Below are 25,216 nucleotides of genomic sequence, written 5' to 3'. Positions count from 1 at the left end.
GAGGCCGAAACGTTATACGGCCGCCTCCCGAATGCTTGTCGCCCCGTGGGTAATTTGTTAGGTTACTGTCCTAACAAATCCCTTCCCGGGATCTGTCACGAGTCCCGGTTCCGGGGCGCGGCTCCATCCGGAGATCCCTCCTGCAGTGCAGCACCGAGAGGAAATACAGAATGATCCGTAACGGAAGGCGCAAGATCGCGCTCACCGCTGTGGCGGGGGCATCCGTCCTCGTCCTGGGTTTGACCGCCTGTGGCGCAGGCGGCAGCGAGGGGAGCGGAGGAGACGGAGACCGCGCCCTGCGTGTCTGGGCGGGAAGCCAGACGCCCATCACCGCGAACTACAACCCGTTCGCACCCACCGTGCTGCACGGCGCGCTCGGTCCGATCTACGAGCCGCTGTTCTTCTTCAACAAGACCGCGGACTCCGAGCCCGTCGGGCTGATCGGCGACGCCTACGAGTACAACGACGACGGCACGGCGATCACGATCACCATCAAGCCCGACCTGCTGTGGAGCGACGGCGAGCCTCTCACGGCGGCCGATGTCGCCTTCTCGTTCACCTACGAGGCGAACAACCCCGAGGGCAACGGCCTCGTCTCGGCGGAGGCCACCGACGACACCACCGTCGTGCTCACGTACACGAGCGCGCAGTACACGACCGAGTTCCAGCGCCTCGGGTCGACCTACATCCTCCCCGAGCACATCTGGGCCGACGTCACCGACTTCGCGAACTTCGCCAACGAGGAGCCGGTCGGCTCGGGGGCCTACGTCGTCGACAAGACCACGAGCGAGTCGTACACGCTCGTCGCCAACGAGAACTTCCGCGATGCCGACGAGCTCGGAGTGAAGAAGGTCCAGTACATCGCGGTCGACAACAACCAGACGGCGCAGGATCTCCTCGCCGCCGGCAAGCTCGACTGGACGGGCATGTTCATCCCGAACCCCGACGACGTGACCGCGAACGGGGCGATCGACTGGATCAACACCCCGCAGGACCCCACGGTCCTCTACACCTGCGCGAACGCCGAGCTCGGCTGCACCGGCCCGCAGACGGACGTCGCGGTGCGCCAGGCCCTCAACGTGGCGATCGACCGCGCCGCCATCAAGGACAAGGCCTTCGTCGGTCTGACCGGCGACATCTCGCCCACGTTCGCGCTGCTGCCGCGTGACGAGAAGTGGGTGGCCGATGCGGCCGACGAGGTCAGCCCCCAGGAGGCGGACGCCGCCGAGGCGGGCCACATCCTCGAGGCCGCGGGGTACACGAAGGACGGCGACTTCTATGCGAAGGACGGGAAGCCGCTCGAGCTCAGTCTCATCTCCGTCGACGGATGGACCGACTACAACGACGCGGCCAAGCTGATCGCCGAGCAGGCCGAGGCGGCCGGCATCAAGATCACCGCGTCGACCGTGCAGTGGCAGGAGTTCTCCGACGCCCGTCAGGGCGGGGACTTCCAGCTGATCGTCGGCGGTGTCATCGGCACCTCGGTGGCCGACCCGTTCCAGATCTACCGCGACTGGTTCGGTGGAACCGCGGTCGAGTCGACGGCTCCGGTCGGCAGCGAGGTCCCGGCAGGGCGCTGGAACTTCAGCCGGTACAGCAACCCGGTCGTCGACCAGGCGATCCAGTCCGCGATCAGCACCGACGACGAGGCCGAGAAGAAGGCGCTGTACGGCACGATCCAGACCGAGATCGTCCGTGACCTGCCCTACATCCCGCTCGTGATCAACGCCACGCAGACCTTCTACAACACGAAGGACTTCACGGGCTGGCCGACGGAAGACGACCTCTACGCCTTCCCGCCGTCCTGGGGCGCGATCGCGGCGGGATACGTCCTGACGCATCTCGAGCCGGTCGAGTAGGACGTGGTGTCGGGGAGCAGGAAGCGCGGTCTGTGACATGAAGTTCTATGCACGAAGGGTCGGGTTCTACGCATTCACGCTGTGGGCCGCGATCTCACTCAACTTCCTGCTTCCCCGGCTCATGCCGGGGAACCCGGCCGACATCATGATCGCCAAGATGCAGCGGGCGGGCGGCGAGGTCTCCGAGACCACCATCCGCAACATCAAGCTGCTGCTCGGCGGTGACGACTCCTCGCTCTGGGAGCAGTACCTGGCGTACTGGGGTCGCATGTTCCAGGGCGATCTGGGCGTCTCGGTCACCAAGTTCCCCACCCCGGTGAGCGAGCTGATCGGGCAGGCGCTGCCGTGGACCCTCGTGCTCGTGGGCACGGTGACGGTCATCTCCTTCATCCTCGGCGTCGTGCTCGGCGCCTGGGCGGGGTGGAAGCGCGGCACCTGGGTCGACCACCTCATTCCGGCGACCACGGTGCTGCAGTCCATCCCGTACTTCTGGATGGCGCTGCTGCTGGTCTCCGTCTTCGCCGTCGGACTCGGATGGTTCCCGATCTTCGGCGGCTACGACGTCTTCGACTTCCCCGACGGCCCGGAGCCGACGTGGGCGTTCTTCTCGAACGCCCTCTCGCATGCGGTGCTCCCGGCGCTCACCATCGTCATCTCGTCGGTCGGCGGCTGGATGTTCGGGATGCGCAACATGATGGTGCAGACCATGGCCGAGGACTACGTCCTCACCGCGGAGGCGAAGGGGCTGCGCCCGCGGCGCATCATGACGACGTATGCCGCGCGGAACGCCGCGATCCCCTCGATCGCCGGCTTCTCGATCACGCTCGGCTTCGTGGTCGCCGGCTCCATCGTGATGGAGCAGGTGTTCACCTATCCCGGCATCGGGAAGCTGATGTTCCAGGCCGTCACCAACAACGACTACGCGCTGATGCAGGGACTCTTCCTCGTCATCACCATCACGGTGCTCGCCGCCAACTTCATCATGGACCTGGTCTATGGCTTCATCGACCCGAGGGCTCGCCAGAATGTCTGACACCGACAACGCCGTGCTGATCACCAAGGATCAGCCGATGACCCAGCCGGCGAGCACGATCTCGCTGGCCACGCAGCGAGGACGTCGGCGTCGCCGCATCCTCCCCACCTCGTCGACGAAGTTCGTCGTCGGGGTGACCCTGGTGCTCGCGATCGTGCTGTTCGCGATCATCGCGCCGATCTTCTCGCAGAACCCGCGCAGCTCCGACAATCCGGCCCTGCTGCCGCCGTCCGGCGAGCACTGGCTGGGCACGACGAAGCTCGGCAACGACATGTTCGCCCAGCTCGCGATCGGTGCGCAGGGGTCTCTGCTCGTCGGCGTCGTCGCGGGTGGCATCGCGATCGTCCTGTCGCTGGTCTTCGGCGTGCTCGCCGGCTACCTCGGCGGATGGCGCGAAGACGCCCTGGCGCTGCTGACCAACGTGATGATCGTGATCCCCGGACTCCCGCTGGTCATGGTCATCGCCTCCTTCGTCCCGCAGCGCAGCTGGCAGCTCGTCGCCTTCGTGCTCGGGATCACCTCGTGGGCCGGCGCCGCCTACGTGCTGCGCCTGCAGACGCGCTCGCTGCGCACCCGCGATTACGTGTACGCGTCGAAGGTCGCGGGGGAGCGCTCGTTCCGCGTCATCCTCGTCGAGATCATGCCGAACCTGCTCCCGCTGCTCACCGCCCAGTTCCTGTTCGCGATCATCTTCGCGATCCTCGGCGAGGCGGGTCTGTCCTACCTCGGACTCGGACCCAACTCATCGATCACCTGGGGCACGATCCTCAACGACGCGCAGTCCGGCCAGGCGCTCGGTCGCGGAGCCTGGTGGTGGTTCGTTCCCCCGGGGGTCATGATCGCCGTGCTCGGTGCCGGTCTGGCGCTGATCAACTTCGCGATCGACGAGGTCATCAACCCCAAGCTCCGCAATGCCCCCGACGCCGCCCGCCGGGTGCGCAGGGCCGCCAAGACGAAGGGAATCGTCGCATGAGCGCTCCGCAGGCGGTGCTGACGGCACGCAACGTCTCCATCGAGTACGAGGTCGATCCGCCGGTGAAGGCCGTGCGCGACGTCTCCCTCACCCTCAACCGCGGCGAGATCCTCGGTCTCGCGGGCGAGTCGGGCTGCGGCAAGACGACGCTCGCCTACGGCATGAACCGGCTGCTCAAGGCGCCGGCGCTGATGACCGGCGGCGAGATCGTGTTCCACGACCGCGATGGCCACGACGTCGACATCGTCGCTCTCGACGGAGAGGGCCTGCGGGCGTTCCGGTGGGACAAGATCTCGATGGTCTTCCAGGGGGCGATGAACTCACTGAACCCCGTGATCAGCGTGCGTGCGCAGATCTTCGACATCTTCGACACCCATCGACCGGGGATGTCCCGGAAGGACAAGCAGGCGAGAGCCGAGGAGCTGCTCACGCTGGTCGGGGTCGATCCGTCACGGCTCACGAGCTTCCCGCACGAGCTGTCGGGCGGCATGCGCCAGCGCATGATGATCGCGATGGCGCTCGCGCTCGATCCGCAGGTGATGATCATGGACGAGCCCACCACGGCGCTGGACGTCGTGGTGCAGCGCGGGATTATCCGCGAGATCATGCGGCTGCGCGAGCGGCTCGGATTCGCGGTGATCTTCATCACCCACGATCTGCCGATGCTGATCGAGATCAGCGACCGCATCGCGGTCATGCTGCAGGGGCAGATCGTCGAGGAGGGGACGGCGGAGGAGATCTACCGCACCCCGCAGCACGAATACACGAAGCGTCTGCTGTCGAGCTTCCCGAGCCTGACCGGCGCGCGCGGCGACTTCGTCCGCACCGGCACCCGGCCGAGCCAGGAGGAGATCCGATGAGCGCACCCACTCTCGAAGCACGCAACCTCGTCAAGGACTTCACGCTGCGGTCGGGGCTTGCGACCTCGGTCCTGCACGCCGTGAAGGACGTCTCGTTCACGATCGAGGCCGGACGGACCATCGCGCTGGTCGGCGAATCCGGCTCGGGCAAATCGACGATCGCCCGGATGCTGATGAAGCTCGAGACGCCCACGAGCGGCCGGATCCTGCTGGACGGAGAGCAGACCGCGTCGCGGGGTCGAGCCCTCGAGCACTATCGGTCGCAGGTGCAGATGGTCTTCCAGGACCCGTTCGCGTCACTCAACCCGTTCCACACGATCCTCCACCACCTGGAGCGCCCGATCCGCCTGCATCACCCGCAGCTGTCGGGCGACGAGGTGCGCGCGCGGGCGCTGGAGCTTCTGGAGCGGGTGCGACTCACCCCCGGCGAGAGCTTCGCCGAGCGCCGACCCCACGAGCTCTCCGGCGGTCAGCGCCAGCGGGTCGCCATCGCTCGCGCCCTCGCTCCCGGTGCCCGGTTCATCGTCGCCGACGAGCCGGTCTCGATGCTCGACGTCTCGATCCGCCTCGGCGTGCTGAATCTGCTCGCCGACCTACAGCGCGAAGACCGGCTCGGCGTGCTGTACATCACGCACGACCTCGCGACGGCGCGGCACTTCAGCGACGAGATCATGGTGCTCTACAAGGGCGATGTGGTCGAGCGCGGCCCCGCGGACGCGGTGATCCTCGACCCGCAGCACGAGTACACGAAGACGCTGCTCGGCGCCGCACCCGAGCCCGAGAACCTGGGGCGTCTGCGCGACGAGGTCCGCGCAGAGATCGCCGGCCGCTGACGGCGGCCTCGCGGGTCGGTGCACCCTGGCGTCGATGCTCCGACCCGCTAGACTGGGCCCACAAGTGAAGACAGGCCGAATGACCCACGCGGGAGAGCCCCGGCGAACGCAGCCGGGCACCGAAGGAGCAAGCCTCCCCGCCAATCTCTCAGGTACGCGTACCGCGCGGTTCCGGCCACTCTGAAAAGCGATTCCACCCTTCGTCTCGGGCGCGCTCCGCGCGTCCTCGCCCAGGAACCACGGGATCCGCCGACGGTGAAAGCCCGATCCCGGGTGAAGCTCTCAGGCTCATGACAGAGGGGGAGTTCCGAGGAGCGGCAGCGCCGTTCCTCCCGACCCAGCCCGGGAGAACTCCATGTCCGACCCTCGCTACACCCCGCTCCGCGAACGCCACGAAGCGCTCGGCGCGTCATTCACCGACTTCGGCGGCTGGCAGATGCCGGTGCGCTACACCTCGGATCTCGCCGAACACCACGCCGTGCGCCGGTCCGCCGGGATCTTCGACATCTCGCACATGGCCGAGTTCCTGGTCACCGGCGACTTCGCCGCGCACTTCCTCGACTACGCGCTCGCCGGGCGGCTGTCCGCGATGGCCGTGGGCAAGGCGAAGTACTCGCTGATGCTCGCCGACGACGGCGGCATCGTCGACGACGTGATCGTCTACCGACTCGCCGAAGACCGGTTCCTGGTGATCGCCAACGCCGGCAACCGCGGTTTCGTCGACTCCGCCTTCGCGTCGCGCATCCGCTCGTTCCCCTCGATGGTCGAGCGCGAGCGCCCGGAACTCGTCGCAGGAGAGGAGCGCACCTTCGAGGGCTTCCTCGGGGACCGCGGCGTCGACGTCGAGGACGTCTCGGACGAGTACGCGCTGCTCGCCGTGCAGGGACCCGCCGCCGAGGCGATCGTCGCGGCGACCGAGGGCATCTCCGAGGTCTCGGTGCCCTGGGCCGAGCAGCGATACTACGCGTGGGCCGACGCGACCTTCCTCGGGTCGCCCCTGCTGATCGCCCGCACCGGCTACACCGGGGAGGACGGCTTCGAGCTGCTCGTCCGCGCGGCGGACGCGCCGGCGCTGTGGGATGCGGTCGTGGCGGCCGGGAACGCGCACGAGCTCGTGCCCGCGGGTCTCGCCGCCCGCGACACCCTTCGTCTCGAGGCGGGCATGCCGTTGTACGGCCACGAGCTGTCGCGCGAGATCACACCCGCGCAGGCCGGACTCGGTCGGGTCGTCGTCTCCGACAAGGAGAGCTTCATCGGCAGGGACGCCACGCCCGCCGCCGCCGACGCGCCCGTGCTGGTCGGTCTGGTCGCCGAGGGCAGGCGCGCGGGTCGCGCCGGGTACCCGGTCGTCGACCACGACGGCGTCGTCCTGGGTGAGATCACGAGCGGCGCGCTCAGCCCGACACTCGGCCATCCGATCGCGATGGCCTACGTCGCACCGTCTTCTGCTGCGGAGGGAACCGCAGTATTCCTTGATGTGCGGGGGACCAGGATCCCCGCGACCGTGACCGCTCTGCCTTTCTATCGGAGGACCAAATGACCGACCTCAACGCACTCAGCTACACCGACGAGCACGAGTGGATCGCCTCAGACGGCGGCACCGCCACCGTCGGCATCACCGACTACGCGGCCGACAAGCTCGGCGACGTCGTCTTCGTCGAGCTCCCCGCGGTGGGCACCGAGATCACGGCGGGTTCCGTGGTCGGCGAGATCGAGTCGACCAAGTCCGTCGGGGAGCTGTACGCCCCCGTCAGCGGCACGGTCGTCGAGATCAACGACGCCGTGGTGGACGACCCCTCGCTCGTGAACGCCGAGCCGTTCGCCGGAGGGTGGCTGCTCAAGGTCTCGGTCGCCGCGGGAGCGCTCGACGGCCTGATGGACCGCGACTCGTACGTCGCTCTCACGGAGGGCTGATCGACCAGTGGTCTCCTTCGCCGATCGTCACATCGGAACCACCGCCTCCTCCCAGCGTCTGATGCTCGACGCGCTGGGTGTCGAGTCCTCCCTCGAGGACTGGAGCCCTGTCGAGGCGCTGATGCGCCAGGCCGTGCCCTCGTCGATCTTCACCGACGCCTCCGCGGACTCGGTCATCCCGCGCGCCGCGAGCGAGACCGAAGCGCTGGCGGAGCTGCGCGCGCTCGCCGCGCGCAACACGGTGAACCGGCCGATGATCGGCCTCGGCTACTACGGCACGATCACCCCGCAGGTGATCCAGCGCAACGTGCTGGAGAACCCGTCCTGGTACACCGCCTACACGCCCTATCAGCCGGAGATCTCCCAGGGTCGCCTCGAGGCCCTCATCAACTTCCAGACCATGGTCGCCGAACTCACCGGTCTGACCACCGCGAACGCGTCGATGCTGGACGAGTCCACTGCGGTCGTGGAGGGGATGCTGCTGGCACGCCGTGCGTCGAAGAACGCGTCGAACGTGTTCGCCGTCGACGCCGATGCCTTCCCGCAGACGAAGGCGCTGCTCGAGACGAGGGCCGAGGCCGTGGGCATCGAACTCGTCGACGTGGACTTCGCCGCGGGCGAGGAGCTCCCCGCCGAGCTGTTCGGCGTGTTCGTGCAGTACCCGGGTGCGTCCGGACGCGTCTGGGATCCGAGCGCCGTGATCGACGCCGCGCACGTGGCGGGCGGACTCGCCGTGGTCGCCGCCGATCTGCTCGCGCTCACCCTGATCGCGTCGCCGGGCTCGCTCGGCGCCGACGTCGCGGTGGGCACGACGCAGCGCTTCGGCGTCCCTCTCGGCTTCGGCGGCCCTCATGCGGGCTACATGGCCGTGCGCGCGGGTCTCGAGCGCCAGCTGCCTGGACGCCTCGTGGGCGTGTCGGTCGATGCCGACGGCAAGCCCGCGTACCGTCTGTCGCTGCAGACGCGGGAGCAGCACATCCGTCGGGAGAAGGCCACGAGCAACATCTGCACCGCGCAGGTCCTGCTCGCGGTGATGGCCTCGATGTACGCGGTCTACCACGGTCCCGACGGACTGAAGGCGATCGCCGGCGAGGTCGCGGCGAAGACCGTCATGCTGCGGGACTGGCTCGCCGACGCGGGAGCCGACCTCGTGCACGACGCGTTCTTCGACACCCTGCGGGTGCGGGTACCGGCCCGGGCGGCCGAGATCGTCGCACAGGCTCACGACTCCGGCATCCTGCTGCACGCGGTCGACGCCGACACGGTCGGGCTCTCGGTCGACGAGACGACGACCGTCAGCGAGCTCCACCAGGTCGCTCAGATGTTCGGCGGCCCGCGGGAGCGTGCCTTCGGTTTCTTCGGCTCCGGATCTCGCGGCGCTCTTCCCGACGACCTGCTCCGACAGGACGAGTACCTCACCCACCCGGTCTTCCACGCGCATCGCAGCGAGACCGCGATGATGCGCTACCTGAAGAGCCTCGCGGATCGCGACTACGCGCTCGACCGCGGCATGATCCCGCTCGGCTCGTGCACCATGAAGCTCAACGCGGCCACCGAGATGGCGTCGATCACGTGGCCCGAGTTCGCGGGCATCCACCCGTTCGCTCCGGCATCCGACGTCGGGGGCTACCTCGACATGATCACCCAGCTCGAGGCGTGGCTCGCCGAGGTGACGGGATACGACGCGGTCTCGCTGCAGCCGAACGCCGGCTCGCAGGGCGAGCTCGCGGGTCTGCTCGCGATCCGCGGCTACCACCTCGCGAACGGCGACACGCAGCGCACGGTGTGCCTGATCCCGTCGTCCGCCCACGGCACCAACGCGGCCTCCGCCGTGCTCGCGGGGATGAAGGTCGTCGTGGTCGCCTGCGACGAGCTCGGCAACGTCGATCTCGACGACCTGCGGGCGAAGATCGCGACGAACGCCGATGAACTGTCGGCGCTGATGATCACCTACCCGTCGACGCACGGCGTCTACGAGCAGGATGTGGTGCAGATCACGGATGCCGTCCATGAGGCCGGCGGACAGGTCTACGTCGACGGCGCGAACCTGAACGCGCTGCTCGGCTACGCCCGATTCGGCGACCTCGGCGGAGACGTCTCGCACCTCAACCTGCACAAGACGTTCGCGATCCCGCACGGCGGCGGTGGTCCCGGTGTGGGCCCCGTGGCGGCCAAGGCGCACCTCGCCCCGCACCTGCCGTCGCATCCGCTCGCCCAGCGTGCGGAGCACGCCGGGGGCTTCGTGTTCGAGGGCGGCGCGGTCTCGGCAGCCCCCTACGGCTCGGCGGGCATCCTCCCGATCTCGTGGTCGTACGTGCGCATGATGGGGGCCGACGGCCTCCGTCACGCCACGGCCGCCGCCGTCCTCTCGGCGAACTACATCGCCGCCCGCCTCGCCGAGCACTACCCCGTGCTCTACGCCGGCGAGGGCGGACGGGTCGCGCACGAGTGCATCCTCGATCTCCGTCCGCTCAAGGAGGCGACCGGGATCACCGTCGACGATGTGGCCAAGCGTCTCATCGACTACGGCTTCCACGCTCCGACGATGTCGTTCCCCGTGGCGGGCACGCTCATGGTCGAGCCGACCGAGTCCGAGGACATCGGCGAGATCGAGCGGTTCATCGAGGCGATGGTCATGATCAAGGCCGAGGCGGATGCCGTGGCCGCAGGACGCTGGCCCGCCGACGACAACCCTCTCGTGCACGCGCCGCACACCGCGGTCTCGCTGATCGCGGGGGAGTGGGAGCACGCCTACACCCGCGAGGACGCCGCCTACCCGGTGCCTGCCCTGGTGGCGGGCAAATACTGGCCGCCGGTGCGCCGCATCGATCAGGCATACGGCGACCGCAACCTCGTCTGCGCCTGCCCGCCGATCGAAGCCTTCGCCTGATCTGCACACGGCCGACGAGCGGCGCCGCGTCCTCCGGGATGCGGCGCCGCTTCTCATTTCCGTGCGATTCCGCATGTTTCCGCGAGATTACGGTTGGTCACCACTCAGTAACGGTTCATTAGCCGAGACCGGAAGGCGCGGAATGCCGGGTTACAGTCAGATATCCCTACGCGCTCGAAGATGTGCGCGCAGTCTGATGCAAACCGTCCACAGGAGGACACAAAGTGAAGCGCAACAAGATCGCCCTTGCGGGCACCGCGCTGTTCGCGATCGGCGCCCTGGCGCTCGCGGGCTGCGCGAGCGGCGGCACCGACAACGGCAACACCGGTTCGGGAGCAGCCGACGCGGATGCCATCATCACCACGAACGGCTCCGAGCCCGAGAACCCGCTGATCCCCACCAACACCAACGAGGTGGGCGGCGGAAAGATCCTCGACGAGATCTTCGCCGGTCTGATCTACTACGACGCCGACGGCAAGCCGGTCAACGACGTGGCCGAGGAGATCACCACGGAGGACCCGCAGAACATCACCGTGAAGATCCGCGAGGGTCTGAAGTTCACCGATGGCGAAGAGGTCACCGCCGACAACTTCATCAAGGCGTGGAACTACGGTGCGCAGGCCGAGAACGCACAGCTCTCCGGCTACTTCTTCGAGGACATCGAGGGTTTCATCAACGACCCGGGCGACCCGGCGAACCCCGATGACGACATCTTCGGCGCACAGGGCGACCTGAGCGGCCTCAAGCAGGTCGACGACTACACCTTCACGATCGCGCTGAACAAGCCGGCGTCCGACTTCGCACTGCGTCTCGGCTACTCGGCCTTCTACCCGCTGCCCGACGCCGCGTTCGACGACATGGACGCGTTCGGTCAGAACCCGATCGGCAACGGACCGTACAAGATCGACGGCGACGACGCGTGGCAGCACGACGTGCAGATCGACCTCGTGCGCAACGACGACTACGACGGCGGCCGCAAGGCAGCCAACGGCGGTCTGACGATCAAGTTCTACGCCACGCAGGAAGCGGCCTACGCCGACCTGCAGGGTGGTGACGTCGACGTGATCGACGCGATCCCCACCGGCTCGCTCCCGGTCTTCCAGGACGAGTTCGGCGACCGTGCGGTCAACCAGCCGTCTGCGGTGTTCCAGTCGTTCACGATCGGCCAGTTCCTCCCGCACTTCAGCGGTGAAGAGGGCCAGCTGCGCCGCCAGGCGCTGTCGATGGCGATCAACCGCGAGGAGATCACCGAGACGATCTTCTCGGGCACCCGCACCCCGGCCGCCGACTTCACCTCGCCGGTCATCGACGGCTGGTCGGACTCCGTCCCCGGCAGCGAGGTCCTGGACTACAACCCCGACGAGGCGAAGAAGCTGTGGGCCGAGGCCGACGCCATCTCGCCGTGGGACGGCGAGTTCAAGATCGCGTACAACTCCGACGGCGGACACGACGCCTGGGTCGACGCGGTGAGCAACAGCATCAAGAACACGCTGGGCATCGAGGCATCGGGCGACCCGTACCCGACCTTCCAGGATCTTCGTTCGAAGATCAACGACCGCACGATCACGACCGCTGCGCGTTCGGGATGGCAGGCGGACTACCCGGGTCTGTACAACTTCCTCGGACCGCTCTACGCGACCGGCGCCGGATCGAACGACGGTGACTACTCGAACCCCGAGTTCGATGAGCTCATCAAGGCCGGCATCAGCAACCCCGACGCCGACGCGCAGATCGAGGACTTCACGAAGGCGCAGGAGGTCCTCTTCCAGGATCTGCCCGCGATCCCGCTGTGGTACTCGAACGTGACCGGTGGTTTCGGTGAGAGCGTCGACAACGTGACGTTCGGCTGGAACTCGGTTCCGCTCTACTACGCGATCACGAAGGCCGGCGAGTAAGTCTGACGGCACTTCACCTGTGAGGCGGTGACGATTCTTCGTCACCGCCTCACAGGCTTGTGTTCGCCGCACTTTCTTTCCCCTCGAGAAGGGACAAGCGGATGCTCGGTTACATTCTGAGACGTCTTCTGCAGGTGATCCCGGTCTTCTTCGGAGCCACCCTGCTCATCTATTTCCTCGTGTTCGCCATGCCCGGCGATCCGATCCTCGCCCTGTTCGGCGACAAGACCCCGAGCCCGGCGGTCGTCGCCCAGCTGCGCGAGCAGTACCACCTGAACGACCCGTTCCTCGTGCAGTACTGGTACTACATCACCGGCGTGTTCCAGGGTGACCTCGGCACGACCTATTCCGGTCGCCCGGTCTCCACGGTCCTCGCCGCGACGCTTCCCGTCACCGGGCGTCTCGCCGTCATGGCGATCGCGATCGAGTTCGTGCTGGCGATCATCATCGGCACCATCTCGGCGCTGCGCAAGGGCAAGCTGTTCGACAACGTCTCGCTCGTCGTGGCTCTCGTCGCGATCGCGATCCCGATCTTCGTCGTCGCCTTCCTCGCCCAGTACTTCCTGGCGATCCAGTGGGGCTGGTTCAAACCCACCGTGGGTGCAGACAACGATTGGGGTGGTCTCTGGCTGCCGGCGATCGTGCTCGGCTTCAGCCTCTACGCCGTGAGCATGCGCCTGATGCGCAGCTCGGTGATCGAGACGTTGAACCAGGACTGGGTGCGCACCGCCTACAGCAAGGGGCTCTCGCGCAACCGGGTGCTGCCCGTGCACGTGCTGCGCAACTCGCTGATCCCGGTGATCACCAACTCCGCCACGAACTTCGGCGTGCTGCTGGTCGGCGCCACCGTCACCGAGGGCATCTTCAACGTGCCGGGCGTCGGCAACACGCTGTTCCAGGCGATCCAGCGCGGTGAGGGGCCGACGGTCGTCTCGTTCGTCACCGTCTTCGTCATCCTGTACGTGCTGGTCAACCTTGTCATCGACCTGCTCTACGGTCTGCTCGACCCGAGGATTCGCTATGCCTGATCCCATCTCTCAGAAGCACTACGTCGCTCCGATCGAGACGGAGTCGATCTCGGTCGACGCCGTCCGCATCTCGGACAAGGCCAGCAACCTCTGGCGGGACGCGTGGGCCGACCTTCGTCGCCGCCCGCTGTTCTGGTTCTCCGTCGTCCTCGCGCTCTTCTTCCTCGTGATGGCGCTCTGGCCGACGCTGTTCACCGCGACGCCGCCGAACGACGACTGCCAGCTGTCGAACAGCAACGGAGGCCCGACCGCGGGTCACCCGCTCGGGTTCACCTTCCAAGGCTGCGACATCTACGCCCGCATCGTCTGGGGGTCGCAGACCTCACTGGCCGTCGGTCTGATCGCCACGGTGATCTCGTCGATCCTCGGTCTGATCATGGGAGCCCTCGCGGGCTTCTACGGCGGATGGCTCGATTCGATCCTCTCGCGCGTCGGCGACATCTTCTTCGCGATCCCCTACATCCTCGCGGCGGTCGTCGTGATGACGGTGTTCCGGGACTCGCGTTCGGTGTGGACCCTCGCCTTCGCCATCGGCGGGTTCGCCTGGGCCTCCACGGCGCGCGTCGTGCGCGCCGAGGTGCTGAGGGTGAGACAGGCCGACTTCGTCATGGCGTCGCAGGCGCTCGGCCAGTCGAAGTTCAAGATCCTCCTGAACCACGTCATCCCGAACGCGATCGCGCCGCTGCTCGTGGTGTCGACGCTCGGGCTGGCGGCGGCGATCGTCGCCGAGGCGACCCTGTCGTTCCTCGGGGTCGGTCTCGGCAGCGACGTGATGTCGTGGGGGCTGGATATCGGCCGGGCCCAGGCCTCGCTGCGCGTGGCTCCGATGGCACTCATCTATCCGTCGATCGCCCTCACCCTCGCGGTGCTGGCGTTCGTCACCCTGGGCGAGCTCATCCGAGACGCCCTCGACCCGAAGGCGAGGGCCCGCCGATGAGCGAGCGAATCACCGAACAGGTCCCGCTGCTCAGCATCCGCGACCTCAGCGTCGCGTTCCGCACGCAGGAGGGCCTGCGCGAAGTGCTCCACGGAGTCAGCTTCGACGTCATGCCGGGCGAGACGGTCGCGATCGTGGGGGAGTCGGGATCCGGCAAGTCCACGACGGCCACGGCCATCGTGAACCTGCTGCCCGGTACCGGTCAGATCACGTCGGGATCGATCACCCTCGACGGTCGGGAGCTCACCACTCTCAACCGTCGCGAGATCGAGGCCGTACGCGGTCGGGACATCGGCTTCGTGCCGCAGGACCCGATGTCGAACCTCAACCCCGTGTGGAGCATCGGCTTCCAGGTCAAGGAGGCGATCCGTGCCAACGGCATCGCCCAGGGCCGAGACGCCGCCAAAGCCCGCACGATCGAGGTGCTGCAGCAGGCGGGGCTCGCCGACGCCGAGAAGCGTCTGCACCAGTTCCCGCACCAGTTCTCGGGCGGAATGCGTCAGCGTGCGCTGATCGGGATGGGCCTCGCGGCCGACCCGAAGCTGCTCATCGCCGATGAGCCGACCTCGGCTCTCGATGTGACGGTGCAGCGCGTGATCCTCGATCACATGGCCTCGTTGACTCGCGACAAGGGCACCTCGGTGCTCCTGATCACGCACGACCTCGGCCTCGCGGCAGAGCGCGCGAACAAGATCATCGTGATGAACGGCGGCAACATCGTCGAGGCGGGTCCCAGCCGGGAGATCCTCGAGAATCCGCAGCACCCGTACACGAAGCGTCTGGTCTCTGCAGCGCCGAGCGTGGCATCGCAGCGCATCCAGGCGGTGGTCGAGGACCGCGGCATCGAGACTCTCGACGACCTCGCCGACATCCCGCCGACGGTTCGTGTCGCCGGGCTGACGAAGGACTACCGGATCCGACAGGGGGGCTTCCGCAGCGAAGCCTTCCGCGCGGTCGACGACGTGTCGTTCGCGATCCCTCGCGGCAAGACGCTCGCTCTGGTGGGGGAGTCGGGCTCCGGCAAGTCCACGGTGGCGAAGATGGTGCTGAAGCTCGAGGAGCCCACCAGCGGCACCATCGAGATCGACGGCAAGGACGTCTCGAAGCTGTCGAACGCGCAGGCGTTCGGCCTTCGTCGGCGTATGCAGCCGGTCTTCCAGGACCCGTACGGCTCACTCGATCCGCTGCGCAACATCGGCAACACCATCGCCGAGCCGCTGCAGATCCACGGAGTCGGTGATCGCGCGTCGCAGCGCGCCAGGGTCGAGGAGCTGCTCGACCAGGTCTCCCTCCCGCGCGTGCTCGCCACCCGGTACCCGAACGAGCTCTCGGGCGGTCAGCGTCAGCGTGTCGCGATCGCGCGTGCGCTCGCGCTCAAGCCCGACATCATCGTGCTCGACGAGGCCGTGTCGGCGCTCGACGTGCTGGTGCAGGATCAGGTGCTGCAGCTGCTGGCCGAGCTGCAGTCGGAGCTCGGACTCACGTATCTGTTCATCACCCACGACCTCGCGGTCGTCCGGGTGTCGAGCGATCTGGTCTGCGTGATGGAGAAGGGCAAGATCGTCGAGCAGGGCACCGTCGACGAGATCTTCGCCAACCCGCAGGAGGAGTACACGGATCGCCTGCTCAAGGCGATCCCGGGTGCGTCGATCACCCTCGGCGGTCACTGAGAGTGAGCGCCGACCCTCACCCGGAGGCCGCACGGACTTTCCGTGCGGCCTCCGGGTTTGTCTCCCTCGTCATCTGCGCCCTGCTCGCCCTGTTCCTCCTCGGCGACGCCGTGGTGCGGGCCGGCTGGTGGTCGATGCTGCTGCTCGCCCCGTGGGTGCTGCTCGGCCTCTGGGTCGTCTATGAGATCGCCTTCGTCTCGATGGTGCGCGTCGACTCCGAGGGAGCGACCGTGCAGAACATGCTTCGCCGCACGTCCTTCGGCTGGGCGGCCGTGCGCGACATCGACCTGCGCTGGCAGCTGGTGTTCACCCTCGCGGACGGCTCCGACGTCACGTGCTACGGCGGGCCCGCTCGTGCCCGCCCGGCGCGACGCCCCGGTGCCGAGGGGGAAGCCGCCAGGGCCCCCACCGGGCTCCGCGACCTCACCGACATCCGTGATCGGTGGGAGGCGGCATCCTCCACCGGTCAGGCTCCGATCCGGCGTACCTGGGATGTGCGGGCGCTCTCGGCACTCGCCGCGATCGTGCTCTGGGCTATGGTGTCGATCGTGCTCGCGAACTCCGGAATGATGCGCTGACACCGCACCCCGACATCCGGCGGGCGCCGCGTCAGCCGGGCAGGCCGAAGAGCTCCGGCCACGTCGCCGCCGCCCACGGGTAGCCGACGAACACCGTGGCGTCGATCAGGAAATGCGCGACGAGGAACGGCATCAGGCGTCCGCTGCGCTGGAACAGCCATCCGAACAGCAGGCCCATGGCGAGGTTGCCGATGAAGGCACCCGGTCCCTGGTAGAGGTGGTAACTCGCGCGCAGCACCGATGTCGCGATGATGATGCTCCACGGACCCCACCCGAGCTGCCGCAGACGCGCGAACAGGTAGCCGAGCACGACGAACTCCTCCTGCAGCGCGGCGCGCGCCGCGGCGAGCAGGAGCACCGGCACCGTCCACCAGTACGCGTCGAGCCCGGCGGGATTCACGGCGACGAAGAGGCCGGATGCGCGACCGACGAGGTACAGGCCGAGGCCGGGGATGCCGATGGCCGCGACGAGCAGCACGCCGCGTCCGATGTCGGGGCCGACCCGGGTGCCGTCGAGCCCCAGGCGACCGAGATGCGGCCGCGAGGACTGCCACAGCAGGAAGCAGACCAGCAGCACGGGGACGAGGGAGAACCCGATCGAGAGCACCTGGTAGATCAGATCGAAGATCTCGCGGTCGCTGCGCGACGGATTCAGCGTGGCCGTCTGATCGGCGAGCGGCGTGACGTCGGTGAGGCGGTAGGCGAGTTGGACGACGGCGTAGACGGCCGACTGTCCGAGGCCCAGAGCCAGCACGATGGCGATCTCCCACCAGGCGCGTGCTCGCGACGGCGCTGCGGGGGGAAGGAGGCTCATGGGACCACCGATCGTACTCGGGCAGGGGCGATCACTGCGGCATGGGCGCGTGCACTTCGGCGGCCCAGGTGCGCATGAGCTGACGCTCCTCGGGGGTGCAGATGTAGCCGTACCCGTACTCGCGACCGTCGAAGGTCAGAGTCCACAGGTCGAGATAGGTGAGCGCGTAGCAGTCGGCGAAGACCTCGCTGTTGCCCTGGAAGTGGCCCTGTTCGACGAGAACGGTGGATGCCGAGAGGGCTGCCCCCTTCGCATCGCTGTCGGCGCGCGTGTAGAGGTGGGAGAGCTCGTGCAGCGCGACCACGCGCCTGGCGGTGTCGCCGCCGAGCTGGTCCTCCGGAGCCAGGTGCACCGCGAGCGGCTCCTCCGAGACGCATCCGATCGTGATGCGACCCTCATCCGCCCGCCGGGAGGTCCCGCACTCGGCGCTCGCGTCCCATGCGATGTCGATGAATCCCTGGCCGGACTCATCGACGATCGCCTCGGTGACGGAGCCCGACGCATTGGTGCGTCGGGTCGCGGCGTCGGCGATGCGCTGCTCCAGCTGCTCGCGGGCGCCCCTGGCGTCGGCGGCGTACTGCGCGACCGACGCGTCGGTGAGGCTGGGGTCGGCGATGCTCGATTCCCACCGCCGGAACGCCAACAGGTCCGCGACCAGCGGAGCGACGGGATTGCTCTCGATCTGCGCGTACAGCTCGTAGTACCTGGTGCGTTCCGCCTCGAACGCCGCCAGGGAGTCGTCGCGGGCCGTGGTCCCCTCACTCGCAGACCGGTCGCTCGTCGGCCGATCCTGCGTCGAGGGTCCGACGAGCAGCCCTCCGACGAACACGATCGCGACGATGATGACGCCCAACAGCGCGAGACCACCGCATCCGAGGAGTGCGCACAGTCCGCCGCGTCCGCGCCGCGGACCCGGAGCCATAGCAGCACCCGGAGCCGTAGGAGCACCCGGCGCCGCGGCAGAAGCCATCGCAGGACCAGCGCTCATCGCCGCCCGCACCGACGGGTTGACCTGGAAGATCCATTCGCGCAGCTGCGGATAGCACGCCGGATGGGCGAGGACGAGCGGATGCAGATCCCCTCGTCGTGCGGCGATCTCGGCCAGCTGAGCCGGCGCCGTCGAGGGGTTCTGCACACCCGCGAGATCGATGTCGTACCCTCGGTCCACCATGCGTTCACGGTATCGCACCGCTCTACGGCCTCGCGGGGAGATCGCGGCTGATCGGCGGGGGACAGAAGCCGTTCAGCCAGGATTCATGAGGGTGCGATAGGCTGTCCCGTCGGCTTCTCGGCAAAAACCCACACTCTTTAGGACTCCTGCATGGCGCACGCCCTCCGCTCTGACCTCCGCAACGTCGCAATCGTCGCGCACGTCGACCACGGCAAGACCACTCTCGTCGACGCCATGCTGCGTCAGACGGGCTCCTTCGGCGAACACGCCCACGTCGATGAGCGTGCCATGGACTCGAACGACCTCGAGCGTGAGAAGGGCATCACGATCCTCGCCAAGAACACGGCGATCACGTACAAGGGCAAGCACGCCGAGGGCAAGGAGATCACGATCAACGTGATCGACACCCCCGGTCACGCCGACTTCGGCGGCGAGGTCGAGCGCGGCCTCTCCATGGTCGACGGTGTCGTGCTGCTCGTCGACGCGAGCGAGGGCCCGCTTCCGCAGACCCGCTTCGTGCTCCGCAAGGCTCTCGAGTCGAAGCTGCCCGTCATCCTGCTGGTCAACAAGACCGACCGCCCCGACGCGCGTATCGCCGAGGTCGAAGAAGAGGCGCACGACCTGCTGCTCGGTCTCGCATCCGACCTCGTCGACGACGTGCCCGACCTCGATGTCGATGCACTGCTCGACGTGCCCGTCGTCTACGCCTCCGGTCGCGCCGGCGCGGCATCGCAGAACCGTCCGGCCGACGGTTCGCTGCCCGACAACGACGACCTCGAGCCGCTCTTCGAGGCGATCCTCCAGCACGTCCCCGCCCCGTCGTATGACGACGAGGCCCCGCTGCAGGCCTGGGTCACCAACCTCGACTCCAGCCCCTTCCTCGGCCGTCTCGCGCTGCTGCGCGTCTTCAACGGCACGCTCAAGAAGGGTCAGACCGTCGCCTGGGTCCGTGCCGACGGCACGCACCAGAACGCGCGCATCACCGAGCTGCTGAAGACCCGTGCTCTCGAGCGCTACCCGGCCGAGGACGCCGGCCCCGGCGACATCGTCGCCATCGCCGGTTTCAGCGACATCACGATCGGCGAGACCATCGCCGACCCCGAGGACGTCCGTCCGCTGCCCGCGATCACGGTCGACGACCCCGCCATCTCGATGACGATCGGAACCAACACGTCGCCCCTCATGGGCAAGGTGAAGGGCCACAAGCTCACGGCGCGCATGGTCAAGGACCGTCTCGACAAGGAGCTCATCGGAAACGTCTCGCTCAAGGTCGTCGACATCGGACGCCCGGATGCGTGGGAGGTGCAGGGTCGTGGCGAGCTGGCTCTCGCCATCCTCGTAGAGAACATGCGTCGCGAGGGCTTCGAGCTCACCGTCGGCAAGCCCCAGGTGGTCACGAAGAAGATCGACGGCAAGACCTACGAGCCCTTCGAGCACCTCACGATCGACACGCCGGAGGAGCACCTCGGAGCGATCACGCAGCTGCTCGCGAACCGCAAGGGCCGCATGGAGAACATGACGAACCACGGCACCGGCTGGGTGCGCATGGAGTTCATCGTCCCGTCGCGTGGCCTCATCGGCTTCCGCAGCGAGTTCCTCACCACGACCCGCGGCACCGGAATCGCGAACGCGATCTCCCACGGCTACGAGCCGTGGGCCGGTTCCATCACGACCCGTCAGAACGGCTCGATCGTCGCCGACCGTCAGGGTGTCGTCACCCCGTTCGCGATGATCGCCCTGCAGGAGCGGATGTCGTTCTTCGTGCAGCCCACGCAGGAGGTCTACGAGGGCATGGTCATCGGCGAGAACTCCCGCGCCGACGACATGGACGTCAACATCACGAAGGAGAAGAAGCTCACCAACATGCGTGCGGCGAGCTCCGACACCTTCGAGTCGATGACGCCCCCGCGCCAGCTCACCCTCGAGGAGAGCCTCGAGTTCGCGCGTGACGACGAATGCGTCGAGGTCACGCCCGACGTCGTGCGCATCCGCAAGGTCAACCTCGACGCGAACACCCGCGCGCGCGAGACCGCGCGGATGAAGCGTCAGGACGCCAGCGTCTGAGAATCGCCTGCGAAAAGGGCCCTGCACCGCCGAAATGGCTGGTGCAGGGCCCTTTTCTCATGAAGCGCACAGGTGTGCCGTTGCAGAATCGTTACCTTGCGCCTGGGGCGATCTCCCGATGAGTGTCCCGCGACGGGCGTACGACCACCCGAAAGTCACACCCCCATGCTTCACACTTCCCGTGCCCTTCGGCGCGCCAACGACGCAGCCGACGCCAGGAACGCCATCACCGCCCGCCGTCCGACACTGATCCTCGGCACCATCACCGGAGGCGTGCTCGGCCTCGCGCTGACCGTCGGCATGGTCTCGGCGCCGGCGGCAGGCGCCGAGATGCCGAATGCCGTCGCCAGCGTCGCGTCGTTCGTCACCGGTGCGGAGGAGGCGCCCGCGAAGAGCGTCGACGACTCCGCGCTCACGATGGTCGCGGCGAAGGATGCCGTCGCCGCAGCCGAGGCGGTGAACGCCGAGGTCGCAGCATCGGGCCTCGACCTCGGTGCCGCGCCCGCATCCGTCGACACCTCCGACGTGACCACCTGGGTCGGTCAGCTCGCGGACCGCGACGACCTCTCGCACCGCGAGCTCTCGAGCCTCACGGCCTACACGGTGACCGGTATCGAGGAGATCACCGCCGAGACGGCAGCGCTCCAGCAGTCGTACACGACGGCGCAGCAGGCCAAGGCGGCCGCAGACGCCGCTGCCGCTCAGGCTGCTCAGGAGGCTGCAGTGCTCGCGCAGACCAACACGGTCGACGGCGCCAAGGCCGCGGCCCGCGACATCGCCTCGAGTCAGTACGGGTGGGGAGAGGACCAGTTCTCCTGCCTGAACTCGCTGTGGACCAAGGAGTCGGGCTGGAACTACCAGGCCTACAACGCGTCCGGCGGTGCGACGGGCATCCCGCAGGCTCTGCCCGGCAGCAAGATGGCGTCCGCCGGCTCCGACTGGCAGACGAACGCGGCCACGCAGATCCGCTGGGGCCTCGGGTACATCTCGTCGGTCTACGGCACGCCGTGCAGCGCCTGGTCGCACTCGCAGTCCGTCAACTGGTACTGAGCGGATCGGCGCGCCCTGCGCCGCGATCCCCTTCTCCGCGAGGCGCGGGGTCGGCGGCGCAGGACGCGGAGTGCGGCGCCCGCTCCCGGGTCACCGCAACTCGGAGATGAGCACGGCCCTGGTGCCGGGAGCCGTCGCCTCGAACACGTGCGGAGCGTCTCCCGGGTAGGAGAGGTAGTCGCCCGGGTTCAGCAGCACCGGCTCGTCGACGGGACCGATCTGCGCCTGCCCGGAGAGCAGGATCACATGCTCGGTGGTCCCGGCATGGTGCGGATCCGAACGGCGGGGGTCGCCCGGTTCGGCGGTGATGAGGTAGATGTCCCGCCGGGCACCGGGCGGGCTCGCGGACAGGAGCGTGGCGCTGTAGTCCGCGGCCGACGAGGGCACCCCGGAGAGATCTGCGGCCCGGATGAGAGTCGGCGCGTTGGTCTGTTCGTCGACGAGCACGGCGAACGGGACGCCGAGAGCGACGCCCAGCGCCCACAGGGTCTCGACGCTGGGGTTGCCCGATCCGGACTCGAGCTGCGAGACCGTCGCCTTGGAGATGCCGGCGCGACGTCCGAGCTCCGAGACGGACAGGCCTGCACCCTCGCGCTCTCTGCGGAGCGTGCGCGCGATCCGCGTGCGGAGATCTTCCATGTGTTCATCATGTCAAACGATCGTTCGCTTGACTATCCCGCCCTTCGTGTTCATGATGATGATCATGTGTTCAGTGAATCGAACGTTACGCCGGTGAGTGCGGAACGCGAGGTATGGCGCGAAGCGCTCGGAGTGGTGTTCGCGACGAGCGCGTACGGCGTCTCCTTCGGCGCGCTCGCCGTGGCGTCGGGACTCGACGTCTGGCAGACGTGCGTCCTCAGCCTGCTGATGTTCACCGGTGGGTCCCAGTTCGCGTTCGTGGGCGTCTTCGCCGCCGGGGGAGTGTCGGCGCTCCCTTCGGCGATCGCATCGGCCGTGCTGCTCGGAGTGCGCAACGTCGCCTACGGGATGCGCATGGCCCCGATCGTCGGGACGACCCCCGCCCGTCGGGTCGCCGCCGCTCCCTTCACGATCGACGAGTCGACGGCTGTGGCGATCTCCCAGAGCGACCCGCGTCTTCGTCGAGTGGGATTCTGGGTCACCGGGATCGGCATCTTCCTCGGATGGAACCTCACCACCCTGATCGGCGCGCTGGTCGGAGATGTCCTCGGTGATCCTCGGACCTGGGGGCTGGATGCCGCGGCCGCCGCCGCCTTCCTCGCGCTGCTGTGGCCGCGGCTGAAGGAGCGCCAGGCGATCGCGGTGGGCATCGCGGCCGCCGTCGTCGCCGCGGCGCTCACCCCGGTGCTCATGCCCGGTCTGCCGGTCCTGGTCGCGGCCGTGGTCGCCGTCGTCGTCGGGTGGTTCGATTGGCTGGGGCGGAAGCCGTCGGTGCGCGCCGTCGACGACGGGGGAGTGTCATGAGCGTCTGGAGCGCCATCCTGCTGGCGGCGCTGATCTGTCTGGGGCTGAAGGCTGCCGGATACCTGGTGCCGACCCGAGTGCTCGAGGCGCCGCGTCCCGCGCGCATCTCCGACCTGCTCACGGTCGCCCTGCTCGCCGCGCTCGTGGCGGTGCAGAGCCTCGGAGCGGGGCAGGCGGTGATCGTCGATGCGCGGGTCCCCGCGCTGCTCGTCGCCGCCGGACTGCTCTGGCTGCGACAGTCGTTCCTCGTGGTCGTCGTCGCGGCCGCCGCCGTGGCCGCCGTGCTGCGCCTCCTCGGTCTCGCAGGGTGAGCGAGGAGGGTGCGCACCGCGCGTAGGATCATCTGGTGCGTAACGGTTGGATCTCCCGGGTGCTGTCCTGGATCGCCGCGGCCCTCGTCGGCGGCGTGTTCGGTGTCGCGGGCACCATCGGCCACAGCCTGATGTGGGGCCCCGTGCCGCTCGGCCTGATCGTCGGCGCCATCGCCTGCGGGGCGATCCTCGTGGCCATCCGCGCCCTCACCCACGACCGCGGGGCGACGCTGGCCGCAGGGCTCGGGATGCTGGGCATGCTCGTGCTCATCTCCGGGGTCGGTCCCGGTGGCTCGGTCGTGGTGGAGGACACACTGAGCGGACGGATCTGGATCTACCTCGTCGCCGGTCTCGTGCTGCTCGCCGTGGCGTGGCCGCGTCTGTCTCGGATGCCGATGGGCGATCGGACCGGCAGCGAGTCGTAGACTGAGGGGGTGACGTATGTGATCGCCCTTCCGTGCGTCGATGTCAAGGACCGCGCCTGCATCGACGAGTGCCCCGTTGACTGTATCTACGAGGGTGAACGCTCGCTGTACATCCACCCCGACGAATGCGTCGACTGCGGTGCGTGCGAGCCGGTGTGCCCCGTCGAGGCCATCTACTACGAAGACGATCTGCCCGACGAGTGGCAGGACTACTACAAGGCCAATGTCGAGTTCTTCGACGAGGTCGGCTCGCCCGGCGGTGCGGCGAAGGTCGGCGTCATCGCGCACGACCACCCCGTCATCGCCGCGCTGCCGCCTCAGGGCGAGTAGCCCGTGAGCGTCCGCGACCTCGCAGACTATCCCTGGGATGCCGTCGCCCCGTATCGCGAGCGTGCGGCGCTGCACCCGCGCGGGATCGTCGACCTCTCGGTCGGCTCGCCCGTCGACCCCACTCCGGAGCTGATCCGTCGGGCGCTCGCCGAAGCCACCGACGCGCACGCGTACCCGCAGACCGTCGGCACGCCCGCGCTGCGCGAGGCGATCGTCGACTGGTACCGGCGACGCCGGGGTGTGCCCGACCTCACGGTCGACAACGTGCTCCCCACGATCGGCTCCAAAGAGCTCGTCGCGCTCCTCCCGACGCTGCTGGGCCTGGGTGCGGGCGACGTCGTGGTGCATCCGCGCATCGCCTATCCGACCTACGAGGTCGGTGCACGGGTGGTCGGTGCGACGCCCGTCGCCGCCGACGAACCCGCGGACTGGCCGGAGGGCACGAAGCTCATCTGGATCAACACTCCCGGCAATCCCGACGGACGCACGTGGACGGTCGACGAGCTGACGGCCGCTGTGGATCGCGCACGAGAGCTCGGTGCGGTGCTCGCCAGCGACGAATGCTACGCGGAGCTCGGCTGGGACGGCCGCTGGGCGAGCGAGAGCATCCCCTCGATCCTCGACCCCCGCGTGACCGGGGGCAGCAGGGCGAATCTGCTCAGCGTCTACTCTCTGAGCAAGCAGTCCAACCTCGCCGGCTATCGCGCGGCCTTCGTCGCCGGATGCGCGCGGATCGTGGGCGACCTGCTCACGGCCCGCAAGCACCTGGGGCTCATGCCGCCGGAGCCCGTGCAGCACGCGATGGCGGTGGCGCTGGGCGACGATGCGCACGTCGCCGCGCAGAAAGAGCTGTACCGGACGCGGCGAGACGCTCTGCGGCCGGCGCTGGAGGCTGCGGGCTTCCGGATCGACGGGTCCGAGGCGGGGCTCTACCTCTGGGCGACCGAGGGTCAGGACGCATGGGCGAGCATCGCGAGGCTCGCGGATGTCGGCATCCTCGCCGGACCGGGGCCGTTCTACGGACCGCATTCGACTCGGCACGTACGGCTCGCGCTCACCGCACCGACCGAGCGGATCATGGAGGGCGCGCGACGCCTTCGCGAGCACGCCCTGTAGACATTCCCCCCAGACCCATCGT

23 protein-coding genes and 1 riboswitch are annotated in these 25,216 nt (G+C 68.2%); of the genes, 20 read left to right on the top strand and 3 right to left on the bottom strand.

The window, feature by feature from the left end:
* Positions 1 to 170: 170 nt before the first annotated feature.
* From FQ142_RS11685 to FQ142_RS11625, 13 genes are all read left to right on the top strand, one after another.
* A complete protein-coding gene (locus FQ142_RS11685; protein ID WP_149423374.1) occupies positions 171 to 1,859 on the top strand; it encodes an ABC transporter substrate-binding protein in 1,689 nt (562 codons plus the stop codon).
* Positions 1,860 to 1,896: 37 nt separating this feature from the next.
* Positions 1,897 to 2,892 (top strand): ABC transporter permease, encoded by a 996-nt coding sequence (locus FQ142_RS11680; RefSeq protein WP_056416150.1) that lies wholly within the window; start codon positions 1,897 to 1,899, stop codon positions 2,890 to 2,892.
* Positions 2,885 to 3,865 (top strand): ABC transporter permease, encoded by a 981-nt coding sequence (locus FQ142_RS11675; protein WP_056416153.1) that lies wholly within the window; start codon positions 2,885 to 2,887, stop codon positions 3,863 to 3,865. Before FQ142_RS11680 ends, FQ142_RS11675 begins: the two co-directional genes overlap by 8 nt.
* Positions 3,862 to 4,725 (top strand): ABC transporter ATP-binding protein, encoded by an 864-nt coding sequence (locus FQ142_RS11670; RefSeq protein ID WP_149423373.1) that lies wholly within the window; start codon positions 3,862 to 3,864, stop codon positions 4,723 to 4,725. Before FQ142_RS11675 ends, FQ142_RS11670 begins: the two co-directional genes overlap by 4 nt.
* Complete coding sequence (locus tag FQ142_RS11665; RefSeq protein ID WP_149423372.1) at positions 4,722 to 5,558, top strand: ATP-binding cassette domain-containing protein; 837 nt, start codon at positions 4,722 to 4,724, stop codon at positions 5,556 to 5,558. The genes FQ142_RS11670 and FQ142_RS11665 overlap by 4 nt, the downstream gene beginning before the upstream one ends.
* A 79-nt stretch (positions 5,559 to 5,637) precedes the next feature.
* Positions 5,638 to 5,732, top strand: a riboswitch (glycine riboswitch).
* Positions 5,733 to 5,913: 181 nt separating this feature from the next.
* Complete coding sequence (locus FQ142_RS11660) at positions 5,914 to 7,098, top strand: glycine cleavage system aminomethyltransferase GcvT (protein ID WP_149423371.1); 1,185 nt, start codon at positions 5,914 to 5,916, stop codon at positions 7,096 to 7,098.
* Entirely contained in the window at positions 7,095 to 7,472 is a 378-nt protein-coding gene (gene gcvH / locus FQ142_RS11655; protein ID WP_149423370.1) for a glycine cleavage system protein GcvH, read from the top strand. The genes FQ142_RS11660 and gcvH overlap by 4 nt, the downstream gene beginning before the upstream one ends.
* A 61-nt stretch (positions 7,473 to 7,533) precedes the next feature.
* Positions 7,534 to 10,362 carry an aminomethyl-transferring glycine dehydrogenase gene (gene gcvP, locus FQ142_RS11650; protein ID WP_410477441.1) on the top strand — a complete coding sequence of 943 codons (2,829 nt, stop codon included), beginning with the start codon at positions 7,534 to 7,536 and terminating at the stop codon, positions 10,360 to 10,362.
* A gap of 224 nt (positions 10,363 to 10,586) precedes the next feature.
* On the top strand, positions 10,587 to 12,257 hold the full coding sequence (locus FQ142_RS11645; RefSeq protein ID WP_149423368.1) for an ABC transporter substrate-binding protein: 1,671 nt from the start codon (positions 10,587 to 10,589) through the stop codon (positions 12,255 to 12,257).
* Between the two features lie 101 nt (positions 12,258 to 12,358).
* A complete protein-coding gene (locus FQ142_RS11640; protein WP_149423367.1) occupies positions 12,359 to 13,285 on the top strand; it encodes an ABC transporter permease in 927 nt (308 codons plus the stop codon).
* The gene (locus FQ142_RS11635) at positions 13,278 to 14,222 is read left to right on the top strand and encodes an ABC transporter permease (protein WP_149423366.1); all 945 of its coding nucleotides are present in this window, start codon (positions 13,278 to 13,280) and stop codon (positions 14,220 to 14,222) included. The genes FQ142_RS11640 and FQ142_RS11635 overlap by 8 nt, the downstream gene beginning before the upstream one ends.
* On the top strand, positions 14,219 to 15,892 hold the full coding sequence (locus tag FQ142_RS11630) for a dipeptide ABC transporter ATP-binding protein (protein ID WP_149423365.1): 1,674 nt from the start codon (positions 14,219 to 14,221) through the stop codon (positions 15,890 to 15,892). Before FQ142_RS11635 ends, FQ142_RS11630 begins: the two co-directional genes overlap by 4 nt.
* Positions 15,893 to 15,894: 2 nt before the next feature.
* A complete protein-coding gene (locus tag FQ142_RS11625; protein WP_149423364.1) occupies positions 15,895 to 16,470 on the top strand; it encodes a PH domain-containing protein in 576 nt (191 codons plus the stop codon).
* 31 nt (positions 16,471 to 16,501) lie between these two features.
* Here the strand turns inward: FQ142_RS11625 and FQ142_RS11620 are convergent, their stop codons facing one another.
* The gene (locus FQ142_RS11620; RefSeq protein ID WP_149423363.1) at positions 16,502 to 17,284 is read right to left on the bottom strand and encodes a CPBP family intramembrane glutamic endopeptidase; all 783 of its coding nucleotides are present in this window, start codon (positions 17,282 to 17,284) and stop codon (positions 16,502 to 16,504) included.
* Between the two features lie 31 nt (positions 17,285 to 17,315).
* Complete coding sequence (locus FQ142_RS11615; protein WP_149423362.1) at positions 17,316 to 18,455, bottom strand: hypothetical protein; 1,140 nt, start codon at positions 18,453 to 18,455, stop codon at positions 17,316 to 17,318.
* A 150-nt stretch (positions 18,456 to 18,605) separates the two neighbouring features.
* On the opposite strand from FQ142_RS11615, the gene typA reads away from it, so the two are divergent.
* Together typA and FQ142_RS11605 are read left to right on the top strand one after the other, a co-directional pair.
* A complete protein-coding gene (typA, locus tag FQ142_RS11610) occupies positions 18,606 to 20,519 on the top strand; it encodes a translational GTPase TypA (protein WP_149423361.1) in 1,914 nt (637 codons plus the stop codon).
* A gap of 165 nt (positions 20,520 to 20,684) precedes the next feature.
* Positions 20,685 to 21,569 (top strand): phospholipase, encoded by an 885-nt coding sequence (locus tag FQ142_RS11605; RefSeq protein WP_149423360.1) that lies wholly within the window; start codon positions 20,685 to 20,687, stop codon positions 21,567 to 21,569.
* Between the two features lie 90 nt (positions 21,570 to 21,659).
* Here FQ142_RS11605 and FQ142_RS11600 read toward each other — a convergent pair whose 3' ends face one another.
* The gene (locus FQ142_RS11600) at positions 21,660 to 22,208 is read right to left on the bottom strand and encodes a helix-turn-helix domain-containing protein (protein WP_149423359.1); all 549 of its coding nucleotides are present in this window, start codon (positions 22,206 to 22,208) and stop codon (positions 21,660 to 21,662) included.
* A 93-nt stretch (positions 22,209 to 22,301) separates the two neighbouring features.
* On the opposite strand from FQ142_RS11600, the gene FQ142_RS11595 reads away from it, so the two are divergent.
* Genes FQ142_RS11595 through dapC form a run of 5 tightly spaced genes read left to right on the top strand, consistent with a single transcriptional unit; the run spans position 22,302 to position 25,194 of the window.
* Positions 22,302 to 23,012 (top strand): AzlC family ABC transporter permease, encoded by a 711-nt coding sequence (locus tag FQ142_RS11595; protein ID WP_262492134.1) that lies wholly within the window; start codon positions 22,302 to 22,304, stop codon positions 23,010 to 23,012.
* Positions 23,009 to 23,323, top strand: a complete 315-nt coding sequence (locus FQ142_RS11590) for an AzlD domain-containing protein (RefSeq protein ID WP_056416205.1) — start codon at positions 23,009 to 23,011, stop codon at positions 23,321 to 23,323. The genes FQ142_RS11595 and FQ142_RS11590 overlap by 4 nt, the downstream gene beginning before the upstream one ends.
* A 35-nt stretch (positions 23,324 to 23,358) precedes the next feature.
* Positions 23,359 to 23,748: a hypothetical protein gene (locus FQ142_RS11585; protein ID WP_056416207.1), complete on the top strand. Its 390-nt coding sequence runs from the start codon at positions 23,359 to 23,361 to the stop codon at positions 23,746 to 23,748.
* A 9-nt stretch (positions 23,749 to 23,757) separates the two neighbouring features.
* Positions 23,758 to 24,078: a ferredoxin gene (gene fdxA, locus FQ142_RS11580; protein ID WP_056416209.1), complete on the top strand. Its 321-nt coding sequence runs from the start codon at positions 23,758 to 23,760 to the stop codon at positions 24,076 to 24,078.
* A gap of 3 nt (positions 24,079 to 24,081) precedes the next feature.
* Positions 24,082 to 25,194: a succinyldiaminopimelate transaminase gene (gene dapC / locus FQ142_RS11575; protein WP_149423357.1), complete on the top strand. Its 1,113-nt coding sequence runs from the start codon at positions 24,082 to 24,084 to the stop codon at positions 25,192 to 25,194.
* Positions 25,195 to 25,216: the final 22 nt, after the last annotated feature.

The sequence above is a fragment of the Microbacterium sp. ANT_H45B genome (assembly GCF_008369345.1).
Lineage (GTDB): Bacteria > Actinomycetota > Actinomycetes > Actinomycetales > Microbacteriaceae > Microbacterium.
This window is presented reverse-complemented; position numbering and strand designations above follow the sequence as displayed.